The sequence below is a fragment of the Rheinheimera metallidurans genome (assembly GCF_036983985.1).
Classification (GTDB): Bacteria; Pseudomonadota; Gammaproteobacteria; order Enterobacterales; family Alteromonadaceae; genus Alishewanella; species Alishewanella metallidurans.
In genome coordinates this window covers 269,627-287,545 of record NZ_JALAHQ010000001.1, presented here as the reverse complement: position 1 = coordinate 287,545, position 17,919 = coordinate 269,627, and the positions used below count along the sequence as shown (strand labels likewise).

The following is a 17,919-nucleotide window of genomic DNA, read 5'->3' as shown; positions in this document are numbered from 1 at the left end:
TTAGCCCGACTCATGGCACAGTTACCGCAATATCTTGCGCGCCGGCAGGGCGATGCATATTTAAGCGATTACGAGCGATATCTTCAACCCGGCTATGTTCCGACAACGCACGCTGTTCCAACACTAAATTACGCCATTCGATATCCAGCTGGTCGCGCTGCTGATAAAGGTCATCTTGGGCAATAGTTAACTGACGATTGAGGTGGGCAAAATGCACTACAACTAACGCCGAAATTATGCAGGCCAATAACAACAAAACCAGCTTCTTTTGCTGGTGCCAGTCGTTAACAATAAGCCAATGCAATTTAATATTAGTCATGCGTTTGCTTCTGTGCGATACGAAGCACGGCACTGCGCGCTCGCGGGTTTAACTCTAGCTCTTGCTCAGAAGGCATTATGGCTTTGCCAACTAAGGTTAGCTCGGTGCGCTGATTCATTTGCGCTGCAGTTAGCGGAATGCCGCGCGGTATTGGCTCACCTTTAGCAAAGCGGCGCATAAACTGCTTTACTAGGCGGTCTTCTAACGAGTGAAAACTAATAACGACTAAGCGGCCGCCAGGTTTTAATACCTGCATAGCCGCATGCAATGCCTGATTAACCTGCTCCAGCTCGCTGTTAATATAAATACGAATGGCTTGAAAGCTGCGGGTTGCAGGGTGTTTTTTCTCTTTATTGCTTTTTGGCACGCTGTCGCTAATTAATTTAGCTAACTGTGCAGTGCGGGTAATAGCGGCTTCACTACGCGCGGCAACGATGGCTTGCGCAATACGCCAAGCAAATTTTTCTTCGCCATATTCCCGTAACACAAAGCTAATATCTTCTACGTCAGCCTGCGCTAACCAATTAGCCGCACTAATACCAGAACTTGGGTCCATACGCATATCTAATGGGCCATCACGCATAAAGCTAAAACCGCGGTCGGCATCGTCTAGCTGTGGTGAAGACACACCAAGATCAAGCAAAATACCATCTATAGCGCCAACAATGCTTAACTGTTCGGCAATAGTTGCTAAAGCAGCAAACGGGCTATGGGTTATATGAAAACGTGGGTCAGCGGTTAGCTGCTCAGCCGAGGCTATTGCAGTAGGGTCGCGATCTATCGCGAACAAGCGGCCGTTTGGCCCTAACTTAGCTAAAATTGCGCGGCTATGCCCACCACGACCGAAGGTGCCATCAAGGTAGCAACCATCGTTTTTCAGTGCTAAGCCGTCTATTGCTTCTTGCAATAATACGGAAATGTGGGCTGATGCATTCATTCTACAGTGCAAAGTCCTGTAATCTTTCTGACAATTCAACCTCACCCGCTTGAGCCTGCTCTAGTGCAATATCAGCAGCTAGACGGTCATGCCAGGCAGTTTCATCCCAGATTTCAAATTTATTGAGTTGACCAACCAGGCGGATATTTTTGCTTAAACCGGCATGCTCACGTAGTGATGCCGGCACTAAAATACGGCCATTTTTATCCATTTCACAGTCGGTCGCATTACCCAACAATACGCGCTGTAAGCGGCGTTCTTGCGGGTTTAAGCTAGACAAGCGTTTTAGCTTTTCTTCAATTTCTTCCCACTCGGCAAGCGGGTACAATAGTAAGCAGGGGTCATGTAAATCTATGGTACAAATGAGGTGGCCCTTTGCATCAGACAGCAGAAAATCGCGGTAGCGCGTAGGTATCGCTAACCGTCCTTTCTCGTCTAATGTCAGTGTAAATGAGCCACGAAACATAAGCTTCCTGTGCAATTATTTATTAATTTTATTTGCGAGTAAGCTTTTTGATCCACTTTTACCCACAAAACCCCACAACAACACAGTTTAGGGTGCAGGTTTGACCATTGTCAAGGTAAAAACAAAGTGATTGATCGATTGTGATCACACTGGATATAAGTGCTACAGCGAAGATGATGATTTTGGTCAGAAAAATAAAATATAGTGAAAAATCTATAGCGGCATCGCCCATCAATACAAGCGGGCGACTAAATTGATGTTTTTTACCGCGTTGCTTGCTAATTTAGAATAAATTATTCAATACTTAGTCACATAGTTAATAACAAATTCCTAAAAATCAGACGTGGTATAAAACTGCGCAAGAGGATAACAACTTTATGATGTGTTTACTTAAGATCCGCGGCATGCTTGAACAGATGTCAGTGATCGAACGCAAACTAGCAGATTTTATTCTCGATAATGCGAATTTGTTACGTGACTATTCATCGCAACAGTTAGCAGATGCCGTAGGTACTAGTCAGTCTAGCGTGGTTAAGTTTTGTCAGAAGTTAGGCTATAAAGGTTATCCTGATTTAAAACTCGCTGTCAGTGAAGCGGTAATAACCGCCTCAACGTTAAACCGTGACAGCCCAGAATTAAACCCAGTACAAAGTGATTTGTTTACCTTAGTGGAGCAGTTGCAGTTTAGTTTGCACAGCCATTTACGCGGTATTTTAGACGTTAATGACGAAAAGCTATTATTAGATGCCGCCAACAGCGTAAACCAGGCCGATAAAATACTTATTTCAGGGTTTGGCGCGTCAAACATTGTGGCGCAAGATCTACAATTTCGCTTATTACAGTTAGGTAAATTAGCCATACTGCATAGCGACCCCAGTTTAGTTGTGCAAATGGCGAGTACTCTTAATAGCAACAGTGTGATGTTACTCATATCAGAATCAGGGCAAGAACCCGATTTACTTAAACTAGCGCGTTACGCCACACATAAAAACATTCCACTGATTAGCTTAACCAGTTATAAAACTAACGCGTTAAGTATGGCTGCAACTACGGCGTTATATGCGCTAAGCGGCGACGAGAATGAACGGATTAATCCTATACTTGTGCAGCTAGCGCAACAACATCTTTGCCATATTTTGTATTTACTATTATGCCAACGTCACAATGTTGAGCATCAGCTAAAAACCCCCGCCGAGATAGATGATTTACTCTAGCGGCCCTTCGCCGCTAGCTTAAGTTAGTGGTTAGGTAACAGCTCTAAATTTTCGATTGCGGTAATACCCAAACCCGGCGCATCACCAATAGTAATATCAGCATCATTAAATTTCACACTGCTAGTTACCGGGTCAAACAACGATAACGATGGCCCGTCTAGGTCAATTTTAGTGATGATATCAGACTTAGCCACAGCCACGTGTACTGCTGCTGCCACGCTAATACTACCTTCAAGCATACAGCCAATCATGCATTGCATATCGTAGAACGAGCAAATGTCGGCGATTTTAATGGCATTGGCAATGCCGCCCGTTTTCATCAACTTAATGTTGATGATGTCAGCCGCGCGCATTTTAATTAGGTCAATAACCTCGCGGGGGCCAAAACTGCTTTCATCCGCCATAACCGGTGTATGCACACGTTCGGTAATAAATTTTAGCCCCTCTAAATCATAGGCTTTTACCGGTTGCTCAACTAATTCTAAACGAACACCCGCATCTTCAAGCTTATGTAGCGCGTATACCGCTTCTTTAGCCGTCCAGCCTTGGTTGGCATCTAAACGAATTAATGCTTTGCCTTCAACCGCAGCATAAATGGCTTTAACTCGTTCAATATCAACACCAATATCTTTGCCCACTTTGACTTTAAGCGTTTCAAAGCCGCGCTCAATTGCATCTAATGAGTCAGCGACCATTTTGTCGATGTAATCAACACTGATCGTAATGTCGGTGGTAATTTTTGGCACACCGCCACCCAATACTTTATATAACGGCGCCTTAAACATCTGGGCGAATAAGTCATAAACAGCTATTTCTACTGCAGCTTTAGCGCTGAAGTTTTTCATTATGCAATTTTGTATCAGCCGGACTATATGGTTCAAATCGGCAATATCTTGCCCAATGAGTTTTGGCTTAATTACGGTACGAATTGCCGCAATAATAGAGCCATGAATATCGCCGGTAATTACCGCTGTAGCAGGCGCTGCACCATAGCCAACGTGGCCAGTGTCGGTTTCTACCATAACCACAATATCTTCAATGGTGTTTACCGTACGCAGCGCTGTTTTAAAGGGTGTTTTTAAAGGTACACGCAGCATACCTAATCTAATATCTGTTATTTTCATTATTGCCCTTATTAACGCAGTGATTTAACAGCATAGAGCGCATCTAAATAAGACTGCTCGACATTGGCATTAAGTGGTAATAGCGGCGTAACGACTACGCCATTAAGCGTGCCTTGATATAGCTCGCCATTTTGTTGCGGATAAATGAGTGTATTAACATCGTGGATCATAAACGGTTGTGTACCCAGCATGCCTAAATACAATGACACATGCCCTGGGAAATACAGTAAGTCGCCTGGCTGCGCCTTGCTTATAGCGCTTAACTTATGTTCACCACTACTCTCGCTATTAAAACGAGTATTCTTACCATACTGGCCATTGCCTTGTTGTCCTGAATTTCGTGGCATTAAAAAACCAAAACTACGGAAAATTTCAGAAGTAAAACCGGTGCAGTCACGACCATTATAATCGTGGCCCCAACCATAGCGTTCACCAAGAAACTTAAACGCCTGGCCAATAATATTATTAGCGGTAAACGGCAAATAGCCCTGATGTACATCAGCACTTAATGGCAACAATGCACTGGTAAAGCTTAAATTGCCATTGGCATCACGTAGCGGTAATTGCACAATGTAGCTCGCTGCGGGGTTTTGTCCGTGCACAATAAAGCCGACATCAGCTGCGCTTTGCAGGGGCAACCTAATACCCATATCTAACTGTAATTCAGACACCGCCGCTATTTCTGGGTTAAACGCAGTGCGTACAGTTGCGCCGGTTATTACAACAAAGGGTTGCTGCTCAGCATAAGCTAGCACCTGCTGTTTGCTACCCATAGCAACATCAGCCGTTTTTACCCAGCCGGTATAGTTAAAGCTTTGCACTAACAGCCATTTTTTGTCAGCAGTAGTGTGCAAAACCGCCACGGCATCAGTTGGAAATAATGCTGTTTCAGAGAAGCGATCTAAATCTTTGTTTGCTTCTGCATTAAATACTCGATCATCGGTTGGAAAACTACGTAATGCCGTGCGCTTTACCACTAAACCGAACCGCACAGTATTCTGTGGTTTAAGTTGCGGTAACGCTAATAACTGCTGATAGGCTGCCCAATGCATTGCGCTTAGCTTAATACCATTGGCATAAAACCTCGCATCAGTAGCGACCTTGCTTACCCGATTAATAATCTGCGCCAATTCGGCGTCAGTGAACTGCGCTGGCAAATCTTGCAACAATTGCATTTCACTTTGTAACGCAAAGGTTTGTTGATTTCGCCCCATAATCTGCTCAGGTGTCAGTATCACAACATCGGCATTATTTAATTTTGCCTGCCAAAACTGGGGTTTTAAATGTTCAACTTGCAGCAAAGGTACGTCAGAGCTGAAAGCGTTAGCTGATATTGAAGTAAGCGCAAATATCCACCCCATACAGACTAAGCTCACTATTTTCTTCATATTTACTTCCTCTGCCACAGATTCATTTGACGAATTTTTTTTTGGCTATTAGCGTCAATTTAACGTTAAGGAATGAAATATTCCAATATATTTAAAAATTAAGCATAAATTATTTTCAAAAGGAAAGAAATGTTGCTATGTTCATTTTGTGCAGAAAATAAACATTATGCATTTTAGCTAAAACGGGCGTGCAGACCCGGGTAACGAATAGCAATAAAAATAACGCAACTCCCAGGAGAAATAACGATGAAGTTGAATAAACTCATTCAAGCCCTTGCCCTAGCAGGCTTGAGCACACAAGTGTTTGCCCAGGATGCCGCTCAGCAAGATGCAGCAACTGACCCTAATGCCAAAGTTGAACGAATTCGCGTAACCGGTTCAAGTATCAAACGTACAACTATCGAAGGTGACTTGCCAATAACGGTATTTAGCAGAGCTGATATCAATGCGGCAGGTATTACCTCAGCAGAGCAATTATTATTACAAATGAATATTGCTGGTAACTCGTCAGATAACTTAGCCAGTAATGGCGGTATCGTATCTGAGGAGCAACGCGGTAATAATGGCGTGTCTGGCGCTAACTTGCGCGGTCAAGGTTCAGACGCAACATTAGTTTTACTAAATGGTCGCAGGGTCGCAACCCATGGCCTAAAAGGCCGTGCAGTAGATTTAAACTCAATTCCTTTTGCTGCATTGGAACGCGTGGAAGTGCTGCGTGACGGCGCTTCAGCCGTATATGGTACCGATGCTATTGGCGGCGTAATTAACTTTATTACCAAAAGTGATTACACCGGTGCTGAAGCCTCAGCCTTTGTTGACCATACCGAAGCCGGTGGCGGTAATATCTATCGTACTAATATTTTATTTGGTACGGGCGACATTAATAAAGATGGCTGGAACGTATTTGGTACCGTGTCATACAAGAAAAATGAAGTGCTTGGCGGTGACGACCGTAAGTTCTCTAGCTCGTTTCAAGCCGATCGGGGTTTATCACCAGATAGCCGAGGCACGCCATTTGCAACCGTATTTAACCGTGGCGCTGCCGATGCAAATTTAATTGGCACCGGTTTACTTGACCCGTTAGATGGCAAATCTATGACGGCGATTAATATCTTAGATTTACCCGGTGGCGCAGGTTGTGCGTCAGGTGGTGACTTGATGGGGCCTTACGATGAGAAGCTTTGGAATTCAACCTCATCACGTTACGCCTGTGCCTATGACTATCCGGCAGCGGCACGTATTCAGCAACCACAGGAAAGTGTAGACTTTATTGGCCGTGCCAGCTTTAAACTGGCCGAAGATCACATGGCAACACTTGAATTTGTTGCATCACAAATTGACGTAAGTAAAGCGTTTGAGCCAAATCAAATTTCTCCAGGCTCTACTTTTACGCCTGAGACCTGGTACCCAAGCACCGGCGCATCCTATGATGCCGTTTATAATGCATTAGCCGATTATTTTGGCGCCGCTCAACTGAACTATGGCGAGCGTATTGCCTATCGTTGGCGCTGTGTAGCCTGCGGCCCGCGTGAAATTGACACCACAACTAAATCATACCGTTTATTAGCCGCTTTTGAAGGTGTAATAGCTGACTGGGATTACAACGTTGGTGTGTCACGTGCGTCTAGTGAATCAAGCTCGACATTAGGTTCAGGTTTCCATTACACCGCTGAGTTAAAAGACGTTCTGGGTAGTGGTTTAATCAATCCATTTTTACTGCCCGGCCAAAGTCAAACCACAGAGGGCATGGCCGCACTAAACGCCGCGTCAGCTAGTGGCGTTGAGCTGTATGGTGGCGAGTCAATTATGACGCAAATTGACGCAACATTTTCTGGCGAGGTAAGTTTTGATTTACCTGGTGGCACTATTATGATGGCCACCGGTGTTGATTTACGTCGTGAAGAATTTAAATTTAATGGTGATGAGCGCGCAGAAATGCGGCCGATATTTAACGCGCCATTTGATAATGCCAACGTGTTAGATAAAGTAAGCCGTGACATTAAAGCGGTATTTGCTGAGGTGTATTTACCGGTACTGGATAACTTAGATATCACACTTGCCGCTCGTTATGACAAATACGATGGCTTTGGTAGTACGACCAACCCGAAAGTATCATTTAGTTATCGACCAATCGAAGAGCTGATGTTCCGCGGTGCATACAGCACCGGCTTTAAAGTACCCTCGTTCAACCAATTGTTTAACGGCGTAACCGAGTCACAATATACTGGCCTTGATCTAGCCGACCCAGCAACCTGCCCTGGTGGCATAGCAAATGAAAATATCGTCGGCTGTGAAAGTATTCGCCCTGACGAAATTTTTGGTGGTAAAGAAAACTTATTACCAGAAGAATCTAAGCAAAAGAGCTTGGGTTTTGTTGTCGTACCAGTTGATTACTTCAACATGAGCGTCGACTGGTGGGAAATTGAACGTACCGACACTATTCGTTCGGCACCACGTGATGTACTTATCGAAAATTACAGCCAGTTTACCGCTAACTGGATCCGTAACGCACAAGGTGAAGTTATCGCCATTGACCGTCGTTATGTTAACTCGGGCGGCACCTTAACCCGCGGTATTGAGCTTGATGCCAACTTAACTGGTGAACTCGCTGGTGGTATGTGGCGCGTTAATTTAAACGGTAGCTATATTGATACCTTTAAATCTAAAGGCCTTGAAAGCTTGCCATATAGCGAAAATTTAGTGGGTGAGTATGTGCGTTATTACAACCTACCGATTAAATGGAAGCACACACTTAATTTAAGTTACGTACATGGCGATTGGAGCCACAGCTTTACGCAAATGTATCGCGATGGTTATAAAGACGAACTACCGGTAAGTATGGCCAATGGCAGTTATACCCCAGCTAATTGGAACCCGAACGTTGATAGCTATGTTACTTATAACTATAGCGTTACCTATAAGGGTGTAGATGATTTAAGTCTGACCTTTGGCATCAAAAACCTATTTGACCAAGACCCACCATTTACTGCGCATCAGGGCGACTTTGCTGCCGGTGCTGGTTGGGAAACGCGTATCGCCGACCCTCGTGGCCGCGCTTACACGCTACTAGTCGAATATAAGTTTATGTAGTTAATTAATTTACCACCGTCTACTCCTGGTGATGCTTAGCCCACTTTATTGTGGGCTTTTTTTCACCAATAAAAAAACCGCAGCGGGTTAAAGCTGCGGTTTTCTATTTTATTAGATGTGAGCCAGCCATTAAGCCGGGTTCTGTGCTCTGTTGCCAGAGTAGCAATCATTCCTCTAGGACTTAGGTCGCCCTAAGCCTCAAGCAATCTACCCGCTCTCAACGCGGGCCGCGCCAAAGAGAGCCTATTTGATCTTGCTCCGAGTGGAGTTTACCGTGCCACGAACTGTTGCCAGCCGCGCGGTGCGCTCTTACCGCACCCTTTCACCCTTACCTGATCCTAACCTTTGCGAGCAAAGGCTAAGCCATCGGCGGTATACTCTCTGTTGCACTAGTCGTAGGCTCGCGCCCCCCAGGCGTTACCTGGCACTCTGCCCTATGGAGCCCGGACTTTCCTCCCCTTGCTTACGCAAGCAGCGATTGCCTTGGCCAACTCACGGCGCGATTATACGCTATTTATTCGCTTTCACCAGCCCATTGCAGTGCCAATTTATACAAGGCATTTTTCTTCTCGCCATGTATTTCTGCGGCTAGGGCTGCCGCCTTTTTCACTGGTAGTTCGGCTAAAAGTAATTTCAGTGTCGTTTGCGCGCTGTCACTTATTTCGCTATCCGCTTTGGGTGTAGGTGCGATCATTAACACCATTTCTCCCTGACAACGCTGTGGGTCCTGCTCTAACCAAGCAGTAATTTGTGCCGCAGTACCGTATTCTAAATGCTCAAAGGTTTTAGTTAGCTCTTTTGCTAACACTAGCTCACGTTCTGCACCAAATACCGCCACCACATCTAGTAAAGTATCTTTAATGCGCCGTGCGGTGTCATAACAAATAATAGTGCCAACACCATTGGGTATGTCGGCTAGCTGGTTTTGTCGCTGCTGGCTTTTCGGTAACAGAAAACCAATAAAATGAAATTTGTCAGTCGGTAAACCCGCTGCACATAAGGCGGTAATTAACGCACAAGGCCCAGGAATAGGAATTACCCGCACGCCAGCGTCTCGACACTGCCGAACTAGGCTGTAACCGGGATCACTAATCAGCGGTGTGCCAGCATCAGAGACTAACGCAACATGCTCACCGGCTAAACATTTTTGAATAATGCTGGCCGCGCGCTGTTTTTCATTATGATCATGCAGCGCAATGGTTTTTGCCGAGATCCCTAAATGCTGCAATAACTTGCCGGTATGCCGAGTATCTTCAGCGGCTATCCAATCTACCTGCTGCAAAGTACTAATAGCACGTTGGCTAATATCATCTAAATTGCCAATCGGTGTCGCAACTACATATAAAAAACCGTTATCTTTTGCCATTTTGTGATTAATGTACGCTATTTAATTGAGCTTAACCGGCAGTCTCAGTAAGATAAGACCATTGTTTAGCTATGGTACTGCGCATTGTGACTTCCAGCAAATTAAAGACCGTGTTATTTTTCTGCCTAAGTGGTGCAATTATCAGTTGTACCCAAGGGCCAATAAAAACATCACCAACCAAGCCTGAAACCGTTAAAGCCAGTGAGAAAGGCGCTAAGCAACTGTCGGCTCGCCAGCTATATAAGTTAGCGGCTAATTATCAGGCGGAGCCACAGCAGTACCATTTACTTAAAGCCGCAAAACAAGCGATTGCTGAGCAAGACTATTTATTAGCCTTAGCGATTAATGAAAATTTAAAGGAAAGTCGCTACAGCACTATTCGCCAGCAAATAATGCTACCTAGGTTACAGGCGTACTTAGCGACCAACCAACAGCAAAGCCTAACTAATTTAATTGATACCACTGATATAAATGCAGTAGCAAAATCAGACCAAGCAGAATTCTTATGGCTTAGTAGTCAATACCAAAGCCAACAGCAACGCCACCTTGCTGCAGTGCGCAATTTATTACAGCTTGAACGACAGGCCAGCGCAGCACAGAATTATCCAGATTATCCCAATTTGCTGTGGCAAAATTTATCGGCGTTAACCGATTCTCAACTTGAAAGTCTGCGCAGCGCTGCTGAGGCCAATACTGCGGGCTGGTTAAATTTAGCCTTACTTAGCCGTAGACATATTGGTCAGCCTGAAGCCTTGCAACAGGCCTTTTATGACTGGCAGCGCCGTTATTCAAGCTTACCTGCACTAAAAAACATGCCCGAAGCGGTTCAGAAGCTAGTTACACTTAAACCCTATCAACCAAAACGTATTGCCGTGCTTTTACCCTTAGAAGGCCAATTTCGCCAACACGCGCAGGCCGTTCAATATGGTATTTTAGCGGCAGCAACAACGAATACCGCCACAAGTATTGTGTTTATTGACAGTCAGCAGCCAATCGAGGTTATTCAGCAGCAGGTAACACAAGCTCAGGTAGATTTCGTTATCGGCCCTTTACTTAAAGATCAGGTAGATAACATTAGCCTCATCGAAAACTGGCGTTGGCCAACATTGTTTTTAAATAGTAAAGACAACAATATTGCCGCAAAACCAGAGCAATTTTACTTTGCTTTGAGTATGGAAGATGAAGCCGCACAGATGGCACGACTGTTTGCGCAAAAAAATTATAAACACCCAGCAATTATCAGCTCGGCCAATAATATTAGCTTACGCATGCAACAAAGCTTTGCAGCTAACTGGCAAAGTTTAGGCCACAGTGCGCCAAACTTATATCAGTTTAATAATAAAGATGAATTAGAACAGCTAATTAACCGCTTATTAGAAACCGACCGCAGTAAAGAGCGTATTAAACAAATCAGCAACCTGATACCGCAAAAGCTAGAGTCTGATCCACATAGCCGATTAGATATTGATGCTATTTACTTAATTGCCGATCCGGTGCAAACCCGTTTATTTAAGCCTTTTGTTGATGTTTCGTTAAGCGAGACGGCACCTAAGTTACCGATATTTGCCAGCTCTCGCAGCCACAGTACCAGTTTAGACAGCACTGATTTACGTGATCTAAACGGCTTAATCTTTACCGAAATTCCTTGGATGTTAGGGGAAAAAAGTAGTGCGCCGTTAAGGCAGCAATATCAACAGCTATTTGCCGAGCAAGATGAAGCGCTACAGCGCTTATTTGCTATGGGGTATGATGCCTATCAACTGATAGGTAGCCTGCGGCAACAGCAACAGCTTCCGTCTACGGTGTTCTCAGGTTTAACTGGGCAACTACGGCTAAATAACAACGGCAGCATAGTGCGCCAGCTTAGCTGGGCTAACTATCGCAACAACCGGTTACGCACCGTGCAGGAGCCCTAATTCAGCATGAATAAACTTGGCCAGCTGTATGAGCAATTAGCGCTCGATTATCTGCAAAATCAGGGATTACAGCTGGTGCAACGAAACTTTCAATGCAAACTGGGCGAAATTGATTTAGTTATGCGTGAAGGTAGCTGTTTAGTGTTTGTTGAAGTTAAGTATCGTGCTAGCAACGCGTTTGGCGGTGCAGCAGCTGCGGTTACGCGTAGTAAGCAGCAAAAGCTCTTGCGCACTAGCCGCTGGTATTTACAACAGCATCGCTTAACAGAACAGACTTGCCGGCTTGATGTTATGGCAATAGAAGGCCAAGCACCCTATCAATATCAATGGATAAAAAATGCATTTACTCAGTAGTACAACCAGCAGGATCTTCTGATGCAAGAACATATTCGTCAGCTATTTAGCGAAAACATTCAAACTATGATTGCCACCGGCGAAAGCCTAGCGGCACCGCTGGAGAATGCCGCCTGTGTTATTGTGAACAACCTAGTCAGTGGCGGTAAGGTAATTTGCTGCGGTGATGGTGCAACTCAAGCATTAGCCCATCACGTTGCACAGCTATTACTCGACCAATTTGAAACAGAGCGTCCATGTTTACCTGCTGTGGCGTTGCAAGCACAAAATAGTAGCTTGCAACATAACCATCAGCTTGATTATTTAGCTCGGCAAATTAAAGCCTTAGGCACGAGTAATGATGTGTTATTAGTGATATCTCTTACTGGCAGCGAACCCTGCTTGATAAAAGCGGTCGAAGCTGCACTGACCAGTGACATGAAAATTATAGCGTTAACAGTAGAAGGCAGTGGCGAACTGTCAGGTTTACTTAACCAACAAGACGTTGAATTAAAAGTGCCATCACAACGCCGCGCGCGTATCTTCGAATGTTATACTTTTTTACTGCACAGCTTATGCGAACTTATTGATATAACGTTGTTTCCACAACAAGAGGATTTATGAACAAATTAAACATTATTTGCGCTTTTACTATACTCGCATTGCTACAAGGTTGCGCTGCTGCAATTGTTGCTGGCGGCGCTACTGCGGTTACATCCGCGAACGATCGTCGCACGCTGGGTGCACAAATTGATGACAAAAACGTGGTATTAAAAGCACAACGTGCGCTTGCAGACGACCCGACAACCGCAGAAGGGAGCAATATTAATATTGCCAGTTACAACGGCGTTATTCTTTTAACCGGACAAACCACTAATGAACAAATCCGCCAACAAGCCCAAGCATTAGTTACACAAATTGATGGCGTGCGCGATGTGCAAAACCAAATTCGTCTTGGCAATGTTACTGCCATGACCACACGCACTCGCGACGGTTGGATTTCAACTAAAGTGAAAAGTAAATTACTTGCCGACGAACAAGTAAGTGGCTTAAATATTAAAGTTATTACCGAAAACGCAGAAGTGTTTTTAATGGGTATAGTAACCCAAGTAGAAGCAGATAAAGCCGTGGATATTGCCCGCCATGTTGATGGCGTATCTCGGGTAGTAAAAGCCTTTGAGGTTCGCTAAGTATCCGTAACAATAACGGCAGCCTTTGCTGCCGTTATCTTATTAGTTACGCCGTAATTAACACTCGCGTAGCGCTTTTAATACTGCAGAATGAAATTCTCGTTGTTTTAATACCACCACCACTAATACCGTGGCAAAAATTAACAACAACGGATGAATAAACCAACTTAACCCCGCTAATGAAAAATAGATCGCTCTTAAACCGTAGTTAAACGAGTGGCTAGCCTGATCTAGCACCTTAGCGGTGCGATTAGCATAAAGTTGCTTATCATCATCGGTCATATCACGGCCATCTGGTGCCGCACCAACTAATACCCCACAAAAGCCATATTGACGCAGCGACCAAGTAAACTGAAAGAAGGCAAACACATAAATACCTGTCAATAACAGTAACTTTAGCTGCACACCACTAGCGGTAGAGGTCGACCAAGGCATTAACTGAGTTAGCATGGCATTAACTTGCTCTGCCGAACTCATTGCCGTTATTAAACCCGCCATAATTAGCAAGCAACTCGAGGCAAAAAATGCCACGTTACGCTCTAGCGTCGAAATTAAACCCACATCGGGCATATTGTTTTCACGCGACAGCATTTTTCGCATCCAGTCTGTGCGCTTGCGCCTTAGCTCAAACGACAAACAACTCACTAATTTAGCGCGTTTTTTGGCAAATAGCGTGTAGCCAATCCACAAACTGAAAAACCAAGCAAGGGCAATTAAATCAATACTGCTGATCACGCTATTACTCCATTGGCACCGGGTTAAGGTTATACAAACAACTAGGCTAATTTTTTGCTTTGTCGGTTACGTCGTATATTAAAACGTAAAGCATCTACCGAGTACACTAGTAAAGCCAACCAAATTAAGCCAAAGGTAAATAGTCGTTCTACCGCTAGCGGCTCATGATAAATCCAGACGCCAAACACAAACATACAACTTGGCCCGATATATTGAAAAAAGCCCATGGTAGAAAGCTGCAAACGTTGGGCACCAGCAATAAAACATAACAATGGCACTGTGGTTACCAAACCTGCGGCAATAAGGTAGCTATTTAACTGCCAACTATTGTTTAATAAGTTTGCGGCGCTACTATCGGCATATTGCCACCAATAGCCTAACGCTATGGGCAGTAATAATAATGACTCGTAAAATAAGCCGGTAACGGCATCTACCGCTAATTTTTTACGAATTAAGCCATAGATAGCAAACGAGCTGGCAAGCGTTAGCGCAATCCAAGGGAATGAACCAAAGGTGATAACCTGAATAACCACACCAGTACAAGCCAAGGTTACTGCGACCCATTGTAATTTACGCAAACGCTCACTTAGAAATAACATGCCCAGCAACACATTAAGCAAGGGGTTGATGTAATAACCTAGGCTAGCATCCAGCATGTGATTATTATTAACCGCCCAAATAAACAGCCCCCAGTTACCACCGAGTAATATTGCCGCAATAAATAGCCAAGCTAACGTTTTGGGTTTGCGTAACACCGCCAATACCTTATCGCTTTGCTTTAATGCCAGTAAGATAAAAAACAGTAACAGAAAAGACCAAATAATGCGGTGCAGCAGAATTTCTGCAGCCGGTATGTAATCAATGTGTTTAAAATATAATGGGGCGACACCCCATAAGCTATAGGCGCTGGCAGCAAAGATACCACCAAGCTTCTGTTCACGACTTAACGACATTCAGGCAAGCTCCAGACAATAAGCCGCCATTATACGCGCAGCACAACAATATGCGCATAACACTTACCGATAAAAATGGGTTAGCCGACTAAATAAGTGCCTGTACCTAATGCAATATGCTTGCCTTGCTCGTTGTGCAGTTCCATGCGACATACTGCAACCTTATTACCCGAACGAATAACTCGCGCCGTGGCAATAAAAAGCTCACCACGTCCTGGCCTTAAGTAATCGGTGCGAATATCTATAGTGCTCATTTTACCTAACCGCGCAAATAACTGCTCTGGTGCAACATCAGTTAAGCGCCCTAGTGCACTAGATACCGCCATAATGCCGCCAGCGACATCTAATACCGAAGAAATAACGCCACCATGTAGAATTTGTTGTAACGGGTTACCAATCAGCTGCTCAGACCAATTAAAGCAAACTTCAACGCTGTCTTCGGCAAAACGGGTCACTTTTAAACCCAGTAAACGGTTGAACGGCATCTGATCAAACACTTGGGCAATCATAGGTAATAACGGATTATCTGGCATAAAACTCCTAACTGGTAAGACCTTAACAAAGGACGTTTCAGTCTACCGAAGCAGAAATCATAGGCAAGACTTTACAGACAATTTGTTGTTTCGCCGCCGTGCCATTATCATAAGCGCCGCAATGCACTTTATTAACTATGGGCGTTAAGTGATACAAAATTTGTTGTCGTTGTTAAAACAAGCATTTGGCTATAGCGAATTTCGTGACGGCCAGCTAGACGTGATCCAAACGGCATTGCAAGGCCAAGACAGCTTTGTATTAATGCCTACTGGCGGCGGTAAATCGTTATGCTACCAATTGCCGGCATTAATGCTACCTCAGGTAACTATTGTGGTGTCGCCGCTAATGTCACTGATGAAAGATCAGGTAGATGCACTTAAAGCTAATGGTATAGCAGCAGAATTCGTCAACAGCAGCTTAAACCGCGATGAAGTATTGCAGGTGTTTTCTCGGTTGCGCCGTGGTGAACTTAAGCTACTTTACGTTGCGCCTGAACGCTTATTACAACCGCACTTTTTAGAGCGCATAGTCGACGTTGGCGTTAGCTTATTTGCCATTGATGAAGCACACTGTATTTCACAGTGGGGCCACGATTTTCGTCCAGACTACATGGCATTGGCCCTGCTAAAGCAACGTTTCCCGTCGGTGCCGGTAATGGCGCTTACCGCCACTGCCGATGCTGCAACTCGCCATGATATTATACAGCAGCTCAACTTACAGCGGCCTTTGGTGCATGTGGGCAGCTTTGACCGGCCTAACATTCGCTACACCGTACAAGAAAAATTTCGCCCTCTTGAGCAGGTAATAAATTATTTACAGCAGCAAGACGGCGCCAGTGGCATTATTTATTGTGGCTCGCGGCGCAAAGTAGATGAGCTAACAGAACAGCTTAAACAACGTGGCTTTAATGCCGCGGCGTATCATGCCGGCATGAGCAATGACGAGCGTAATACCGTGCAAGATGCGTTTAAGCGTGACGACTATCAGTTAATTGTCGCCACAGTTGCCTTTGGCATGGGCGTAAATAAATCGAACATTCGTTTTGTTTTACACTACGAACTGCCTCGAACCATTGAGGCCTATTATCAAGAAACAGGCCGAGCTGGCCGCGATAGCCTAGCCGCCGAAGCCATGTTGCTATTTGATCCTGCTGATATCGGTAAAATGAAACGCTGGTTAGACGCAGAAGAAAACACCCAGCGTGCTGAAGTAACCTGGCAGCGATTTTTAGCCATGGCGGCTTTTGCCGAAGCGCAAACCTGCCGACGTCTCGTGCTGTTAAATTACTTTGGCGAAGCCAGACAAACCCCCTGTGGCAACTGTGATACCTGCTTGCAACCGCCACAACAGTTTGACGGTACAGAGTTGGCACAAAAAGCACTATCTTGCGTATATCGGGTAGGTCAAAGCTTTGGTATGCATCATGTTATCGATGTACTGCGTGGCGGCCAAAACCAAAAAATTACCGAACTAAAGCACGACCAATTATCAACTTGGGGTATTGGCAAAGAATTAAGCCATGACTATTGGCTAAGTATATTGCGTCAACTTATTCACTTTGGCCTGCTACAGCAGGATATTACCGCGCACTCAGTACTAAAACTACAACCAGCTGCACGCCCTGTGTTACGTGGCGAAACACCGCTTTCGCTAGCCGTTCCTAGGTTACAAAGCGTAAAACGCGAGCCTGATCGCCTCAGTAAGCAACAATACGATCGTGCATTGTTTGCTCGGTTAAAAAACCTGCGTAAAAACATTGCTAAGCGCGACGATGTGCCACCTTTTGTGGTATTTAGTGATGCCAGCTTAATTGAAATGTGCCAACAACTGCCAACCAACAACCGCAGCATGTTAGCAATATCAGGTGTAGGCCAAACTAAGTTAGCCCGCTATGGCGCCGACTTTATTGATGAAGTTAGCGACTACTTAGCAGCAGATAATCAACCGCCAACCGGCAAGCTGGCAAAGTAAGCGGCTAGGTTGGCGACATCCGCTTCGGTTAGCCCAGTTGCCATAGGTGACATAATGGCATTTTTACGCTCACCATCGCGATAAGCTTTAATCGCGCTTTCTAAGTACTTTACTTTTTGTCCGGCTAAATTGGGGTAATCAGGAATAATAGAAATGCCATTACTGCCGTGGCAAGCCGCGCATACACCTGCTTTTGCCTTACCAGCCTGCGCATCTGCACCGGCCGCTGCCGAAGTAACAAGCAGTATACTAATAGCTAATATAGGTCGTATCATAATTTCCCCTCTGGTAGTTTTTGCTTAGTGTAGTTATAACCTAAGTTACGAAATGCTCAAACTCTAGATGTATTTATTCGCCTCTAACTTAGCTTAGTTATTATTCAC

17 protein-coding genes and 1 other RNA gene are annotated in these 17,919 nt (G+C 44.7%); 7 read left to right on the top strand and 11 right to left on the bottom strand.

Going from position 1 to position 17,919, the window contains the following annotated elements; all coding sequences use genetic code 11:
* Window positions 1-10: 10 nt before the first annotated feature.
* From ftsL to mraZ, 3 genes are read right to left on the bottom strand one after another with little or no spacing between them, the layout of a single operon-like run.
* On the bottom strand, window positions 11-319 hold the full coding sequence (gene ftsL / locus MN199_RS01380; RefSeq protein WP_132581592.1) for a cell division protein FtsL: 309 nt from the start codon (window positions 317-319) through the stop codon (window positions 11-13).
* Entirely contained in the window at window positions 312-1,256 is a 945-nt protein-coding gene (gene rsmH / locus MN199_RS01375) for a 16S rRNA (cytosine(1402)-N(4))-methyltransferase RsmH (RefSeq protein WP_132581590.1), read from the bottom strand. Before rsmH ends, ftsL begins: the two co-directional genes overlap by 8 nt.
* Before the next feature lies 1 nt (window position 1,257).
* On the bottom strand, window positions 1,258-1,722 hold the full coding sequence (gene mraZ / locus MN199_RS01370) for a division/cell wall cluster transcriptional repressor MraZ (protein WP_132581588.1): 465 nt from the start codon (window positions 1,720-1,722) through the stop codon (window positions 1,258-1,260).
* A 377-nt stretch (window positions 1,723-2,099) separates the two neighbouring features.
* Here mraZ and MN199_RS01365 point away from each other — a divergent pair, with 377 nt between their 5' ends.
* Window positions 2,100-2,936 carry a MurR/RpiR family transcriptional regulator gene (locus tag MN199_RS01365; protein ID WP_132581586.1) on the top strand — a complete coding sequence of 279 codons (837 nt, stop codon included), beginning with the start codon at window positions 2,100-2,102 and terminating at the stop codon, window positions 2,934-2,936.
* Between the two features lie 23 nt (window positions 2,937-2,959).
* On the opposite strand, the gene MN199_RS01360 is transcribed toward MN199_RS01365, so the two are convergent.
* Together MN199_RS01360 and MN199_RS01355 are read right to left on the bottom strand one after the other, a co-directional pair.
* Window positions 2,960-4,060 carry a dipeptide epimerase gene (locus MN199_RS01360; protein WP_132581584.1) on the bottom strand — a complete coding sequence of 367 codons (1,101 nt, stop codon included), beginning with the start codon at window positions 4,058-4,060 and terminating at the stop codon, window positions 2,960-2,962.
* A gap of 11 nt (window positions 4,061-4,071) precedes the next feature.
* Window positions 4,072-5,448, bottom strand: a complete 1,377-nt coding sequence (locus MN199_RS01355; protein ID WP_335738180.1) for an NlpC/P60 family protein — start codon at window positions 5,446-5,448, stop codon at window positions 4,072-4,074.
* Between the two features lie 246 nt (window positions 5,449-5,694).
* Between MN199_RS01355 and MN199_RS01350 the strand changes: the two genes are divergently transcribed.
* Window positions 5,695-8,538 (top strand): TonB-dependent receptor, encoded by a 2,844-nt coding sequence (locus MN199_RS01350; RefSeq protein WP_335738179.1) that lies wholly within the window; start codon window positions 5,695-5,697, stop codon window positions 8,536-8,538.
* Window positions 8,539-8,652: 114 nt separating this feature from the next.
* Here MN199_RS01350 and rnpB read toward each other — a convergent pair.
* Together rnpB and rsmI are read right to left on the bottom strand one after the other, a co-directional pair.
* Window positions 8,653-9,033: RNase P RNA component class A (gene rnpB / locus MN199_RS01345), an RNA gene on the bottom strand.
* Between the two features lie 19 nt (window positions 9,034-9,052).
* A complete protein-coding gene (gene rsmI / locus MN199_RS01340) occupies window positions 9,053-9,904 on the bottom strand; it encodes a 16S rRNA (cytidine(1402)-2'-O)-methyltransferase (protein WP_132581578.1) in 852 nt (283 codons plus the stop codon).
* Window positions 9,905-10,014: 110 nt separating this feature from the next.
* Here rsmI and MN199_RS01335 point away from each other — a divergent pair, with 110 nt between their 5' ends.
* Genes MN199_RS01335 through dolP form a run of 4 tightly spaced genes read left to right on the top strand, consistent with a single transcriptional unit; the run spans window position 10,015 to window position 13,343 of the window.
* A complete protein-coding gene (locus tag MN199_RS01335) occupies window positions 10,015-11,820 on the top strand; it encodes a penicillin-binding protein activator (RefSeq protein WP_335738178.1) in 1,806 nt (601 codons plus the stop codon).
* 6 nt (window positions 11,821-11,826) lie between these two features.
* The gene (locus tag MN199_RS01330) at window positions 11,827-12,174 is read left to right on the top strand and encodes a YraN family protein (protein WP_335738177.1); all 348 of its coding nucleotides are present in this window, start codon (window positions 11,827-11,829) and stop codon (window positions 12,172-12,174) included.
* 21 nt (window positions 12,175-12,195) lie between these two features.
* Complete coding sequence (locus tag MN199_RS01325; RefSeq protein ID WP_132581572.1) at window positions 12,196-12,777, top strand: SIS domain-containing protein; 582 nt, start codon at window positions 12,196-12,198, stop codon at window positions 12,775-12,777.
* A complete protein-coding gene (gene dolP / locus MN199_RS01320; protein ID WP_132581570.1) occupies window positions 12,774-13,343 on the top strand; it encodes a division/outer membrane stress-associated lipid-binding lipoprotein in 570 nt (189 codons plus the stop codon). The genes MN199_RS01325 and dolP overlap by 4 nt, the downstream gene beginning before the upstream one ends.
* A 57-nt stretch (window positions 13,344-13,400) precedes the next feature.
* On the opposite strand, the gene MN199_RS01315 is transcribed toward dolP, so the two are convergent.
* From MN199_RS01315 to MN199_RS01305, 3 genes are all read right to left on the bottom strand, one after another.
* Window positions 13,401-14,078: a DUF599 domain-containing protein gene (locus MN199_RS01315; RefSeq protein ID WP_132581568.1), complete on the bottom strand. Its 678-nt coding sequence runs from the start codon at window positions 14,076-14,078 to the stop codon at window positions 13,401-13,403.
* A gap of 41 nt (window positions 14,079-14,119) precedes the next feature.
* Complete coding sequence (rarD, locus tag MN199_RS01310; RefSeq protein WP_132581566.1) at window positions 14,120-15,031, bottom strand: EamA family transporter RarD; 912 nt, start codon at window positions 15,029-15,031, stop codon at window positions 14,120-14,122.
* Between the two features lie 80 nt (window positions 15,032-15,111).
* Window positions 15,112-15,564, bottom strand: a complete 453-nt coding sequence (locus tag MN199_RS01305) for a thioesterase family protein (RefSeq protein WP_335738176.1) — start codon at window positions 15,562-15,564, stop codon at window positions 15,112-15,114.
* Between the two features lie 148 nt (window positions 15,565-15,712).
* Here MN199_RS01305 and recQ point away from each other — a divergent pair, with 148 nt between their 5' ends.
* Complete coding sequence (recQ, locus tag MN199_RS01300) at window positions 15,713-17,536, top strand: DNA helicase RecQ (RefSeq protein WP_335738175.1); 1,824 nt, start codon at window positions 15,713-15,715, stop codon at window positions 17,534-17,536.
* Here recQ and MN199_RS01295 read toward each other — a convergent pair.
* Window positions 17,506-17,811, bottom strand: a complete 306-nt coding sequence (locus tag MN199_RS01295) for a c-type cytochrome (RefSeq protein ID WP_335738174.1) — start codon at window positions 17,809-17,811, stop codon at window positions 17,506-17,508. The genes recQ and MN199_RS01295 overlap by 31 nt on opposite strands.
* Window positions 17,812-17,919 lie beyond the last annotated feature (108 nt).

Excerpts from the sequence above, each read along its gene's own strand:
- ftsL (WP_132581592.1), bottom strand. The coding sequence starts at position 319 with ATGACTAATATTAAATTGCATTGGCTTATTGTTAACGACTGGCACCAG.
- rsmH (WP_132581590.1), bottom strand. The coding sequence starts at position 1,256 with ATGAATGCATCAGCCCACATTTCCGTATTATTGCAAGAAGCAATAGAC.
- mraZ (WP_132581588.1), bottom strand. The coding sequence starts at position 1,722 with ATGTTTCGTGGCTCATTTACACTGACATTAGACGAGAAAGGACGGTTA.
- MN199_RS01365 (WP_132581586.1), top strand. The coding sequence starts at position 2,100 with ATGATGTGTTTACTTAAGATCCGCGGCATGCTTGAACAGATGTCAGTG.
- MN199_RS01360 (WP_132581584.1), bottom strand. The coding sequence starts at position 4,060 with ATGAAAATAACAGATATTAGATTAGGTATGCTGCGTGTACCTTTAAAA.
- MN199_RS01355 (WP_335738180.1), bottom strand. The coding sequence starts at position 5,448 with ATGAAGAAAATAGTGAGCTTAGTCTGTATGGGGTGGATATTTGCGCTT.
- MN199_RS01350 (WP_335738179.1), top strand. The coding sequence starts at position 5,695 with ATGAAGTTGAATAAACTCATTCAAGCCCTTGCCCTAGCAGGCTTGAGC.
- rsmI (WP_132581578.1), bottom strand. The coding sequence starts at position 9,904 with ATGGCAAAAGATAACGGTTTTTTATATGTAGTTGCGACACCGATTGGC.
- MN199_RS01330 (WP_335738177.1), top strand. The coding sequence starts at position 11,827 with ATGAATAAACTTGGCCAGCTGTATGAGCAATTAGCGCTCGATTATCTG.
- MN199_RS01325 (WP_132581572.1), top strand. The coding sequence starts at position 12,196 with ATGCAAGAACATATTCGTCAGCTATTTAGCGAAAACATTCAAACTATG.
- dolP (WP_132581570.1), top strand. The coding sequence starts at position 12,774 with ATGAACAAATTAAACATTATTTGCGCTTTTACTATACTCGCATTGCTA.
- rarD (WP_132581566.1), bottom strand. The coding sequence starts at position 15,031 with ATGTCGTTAAGTCGTGAACAGAAGCTTGGTGGTATCTTTGCTGCCAGC.
- MN199_RS01305 (WP_335738176.1), bottom strand. The coding sequence starts at position 15,564 with ATGCCAGATAATCCGTTATTACCTATGATTGCCCAAGTGTTTGATCAG.
- MN199_RS01295 (WP_335738174.1), bottom strand. The coding sequence starts at position 17,811 with ATGATACGACCTATATTAGCTATTAGTATACTGCTTGTTACTTCGGCA.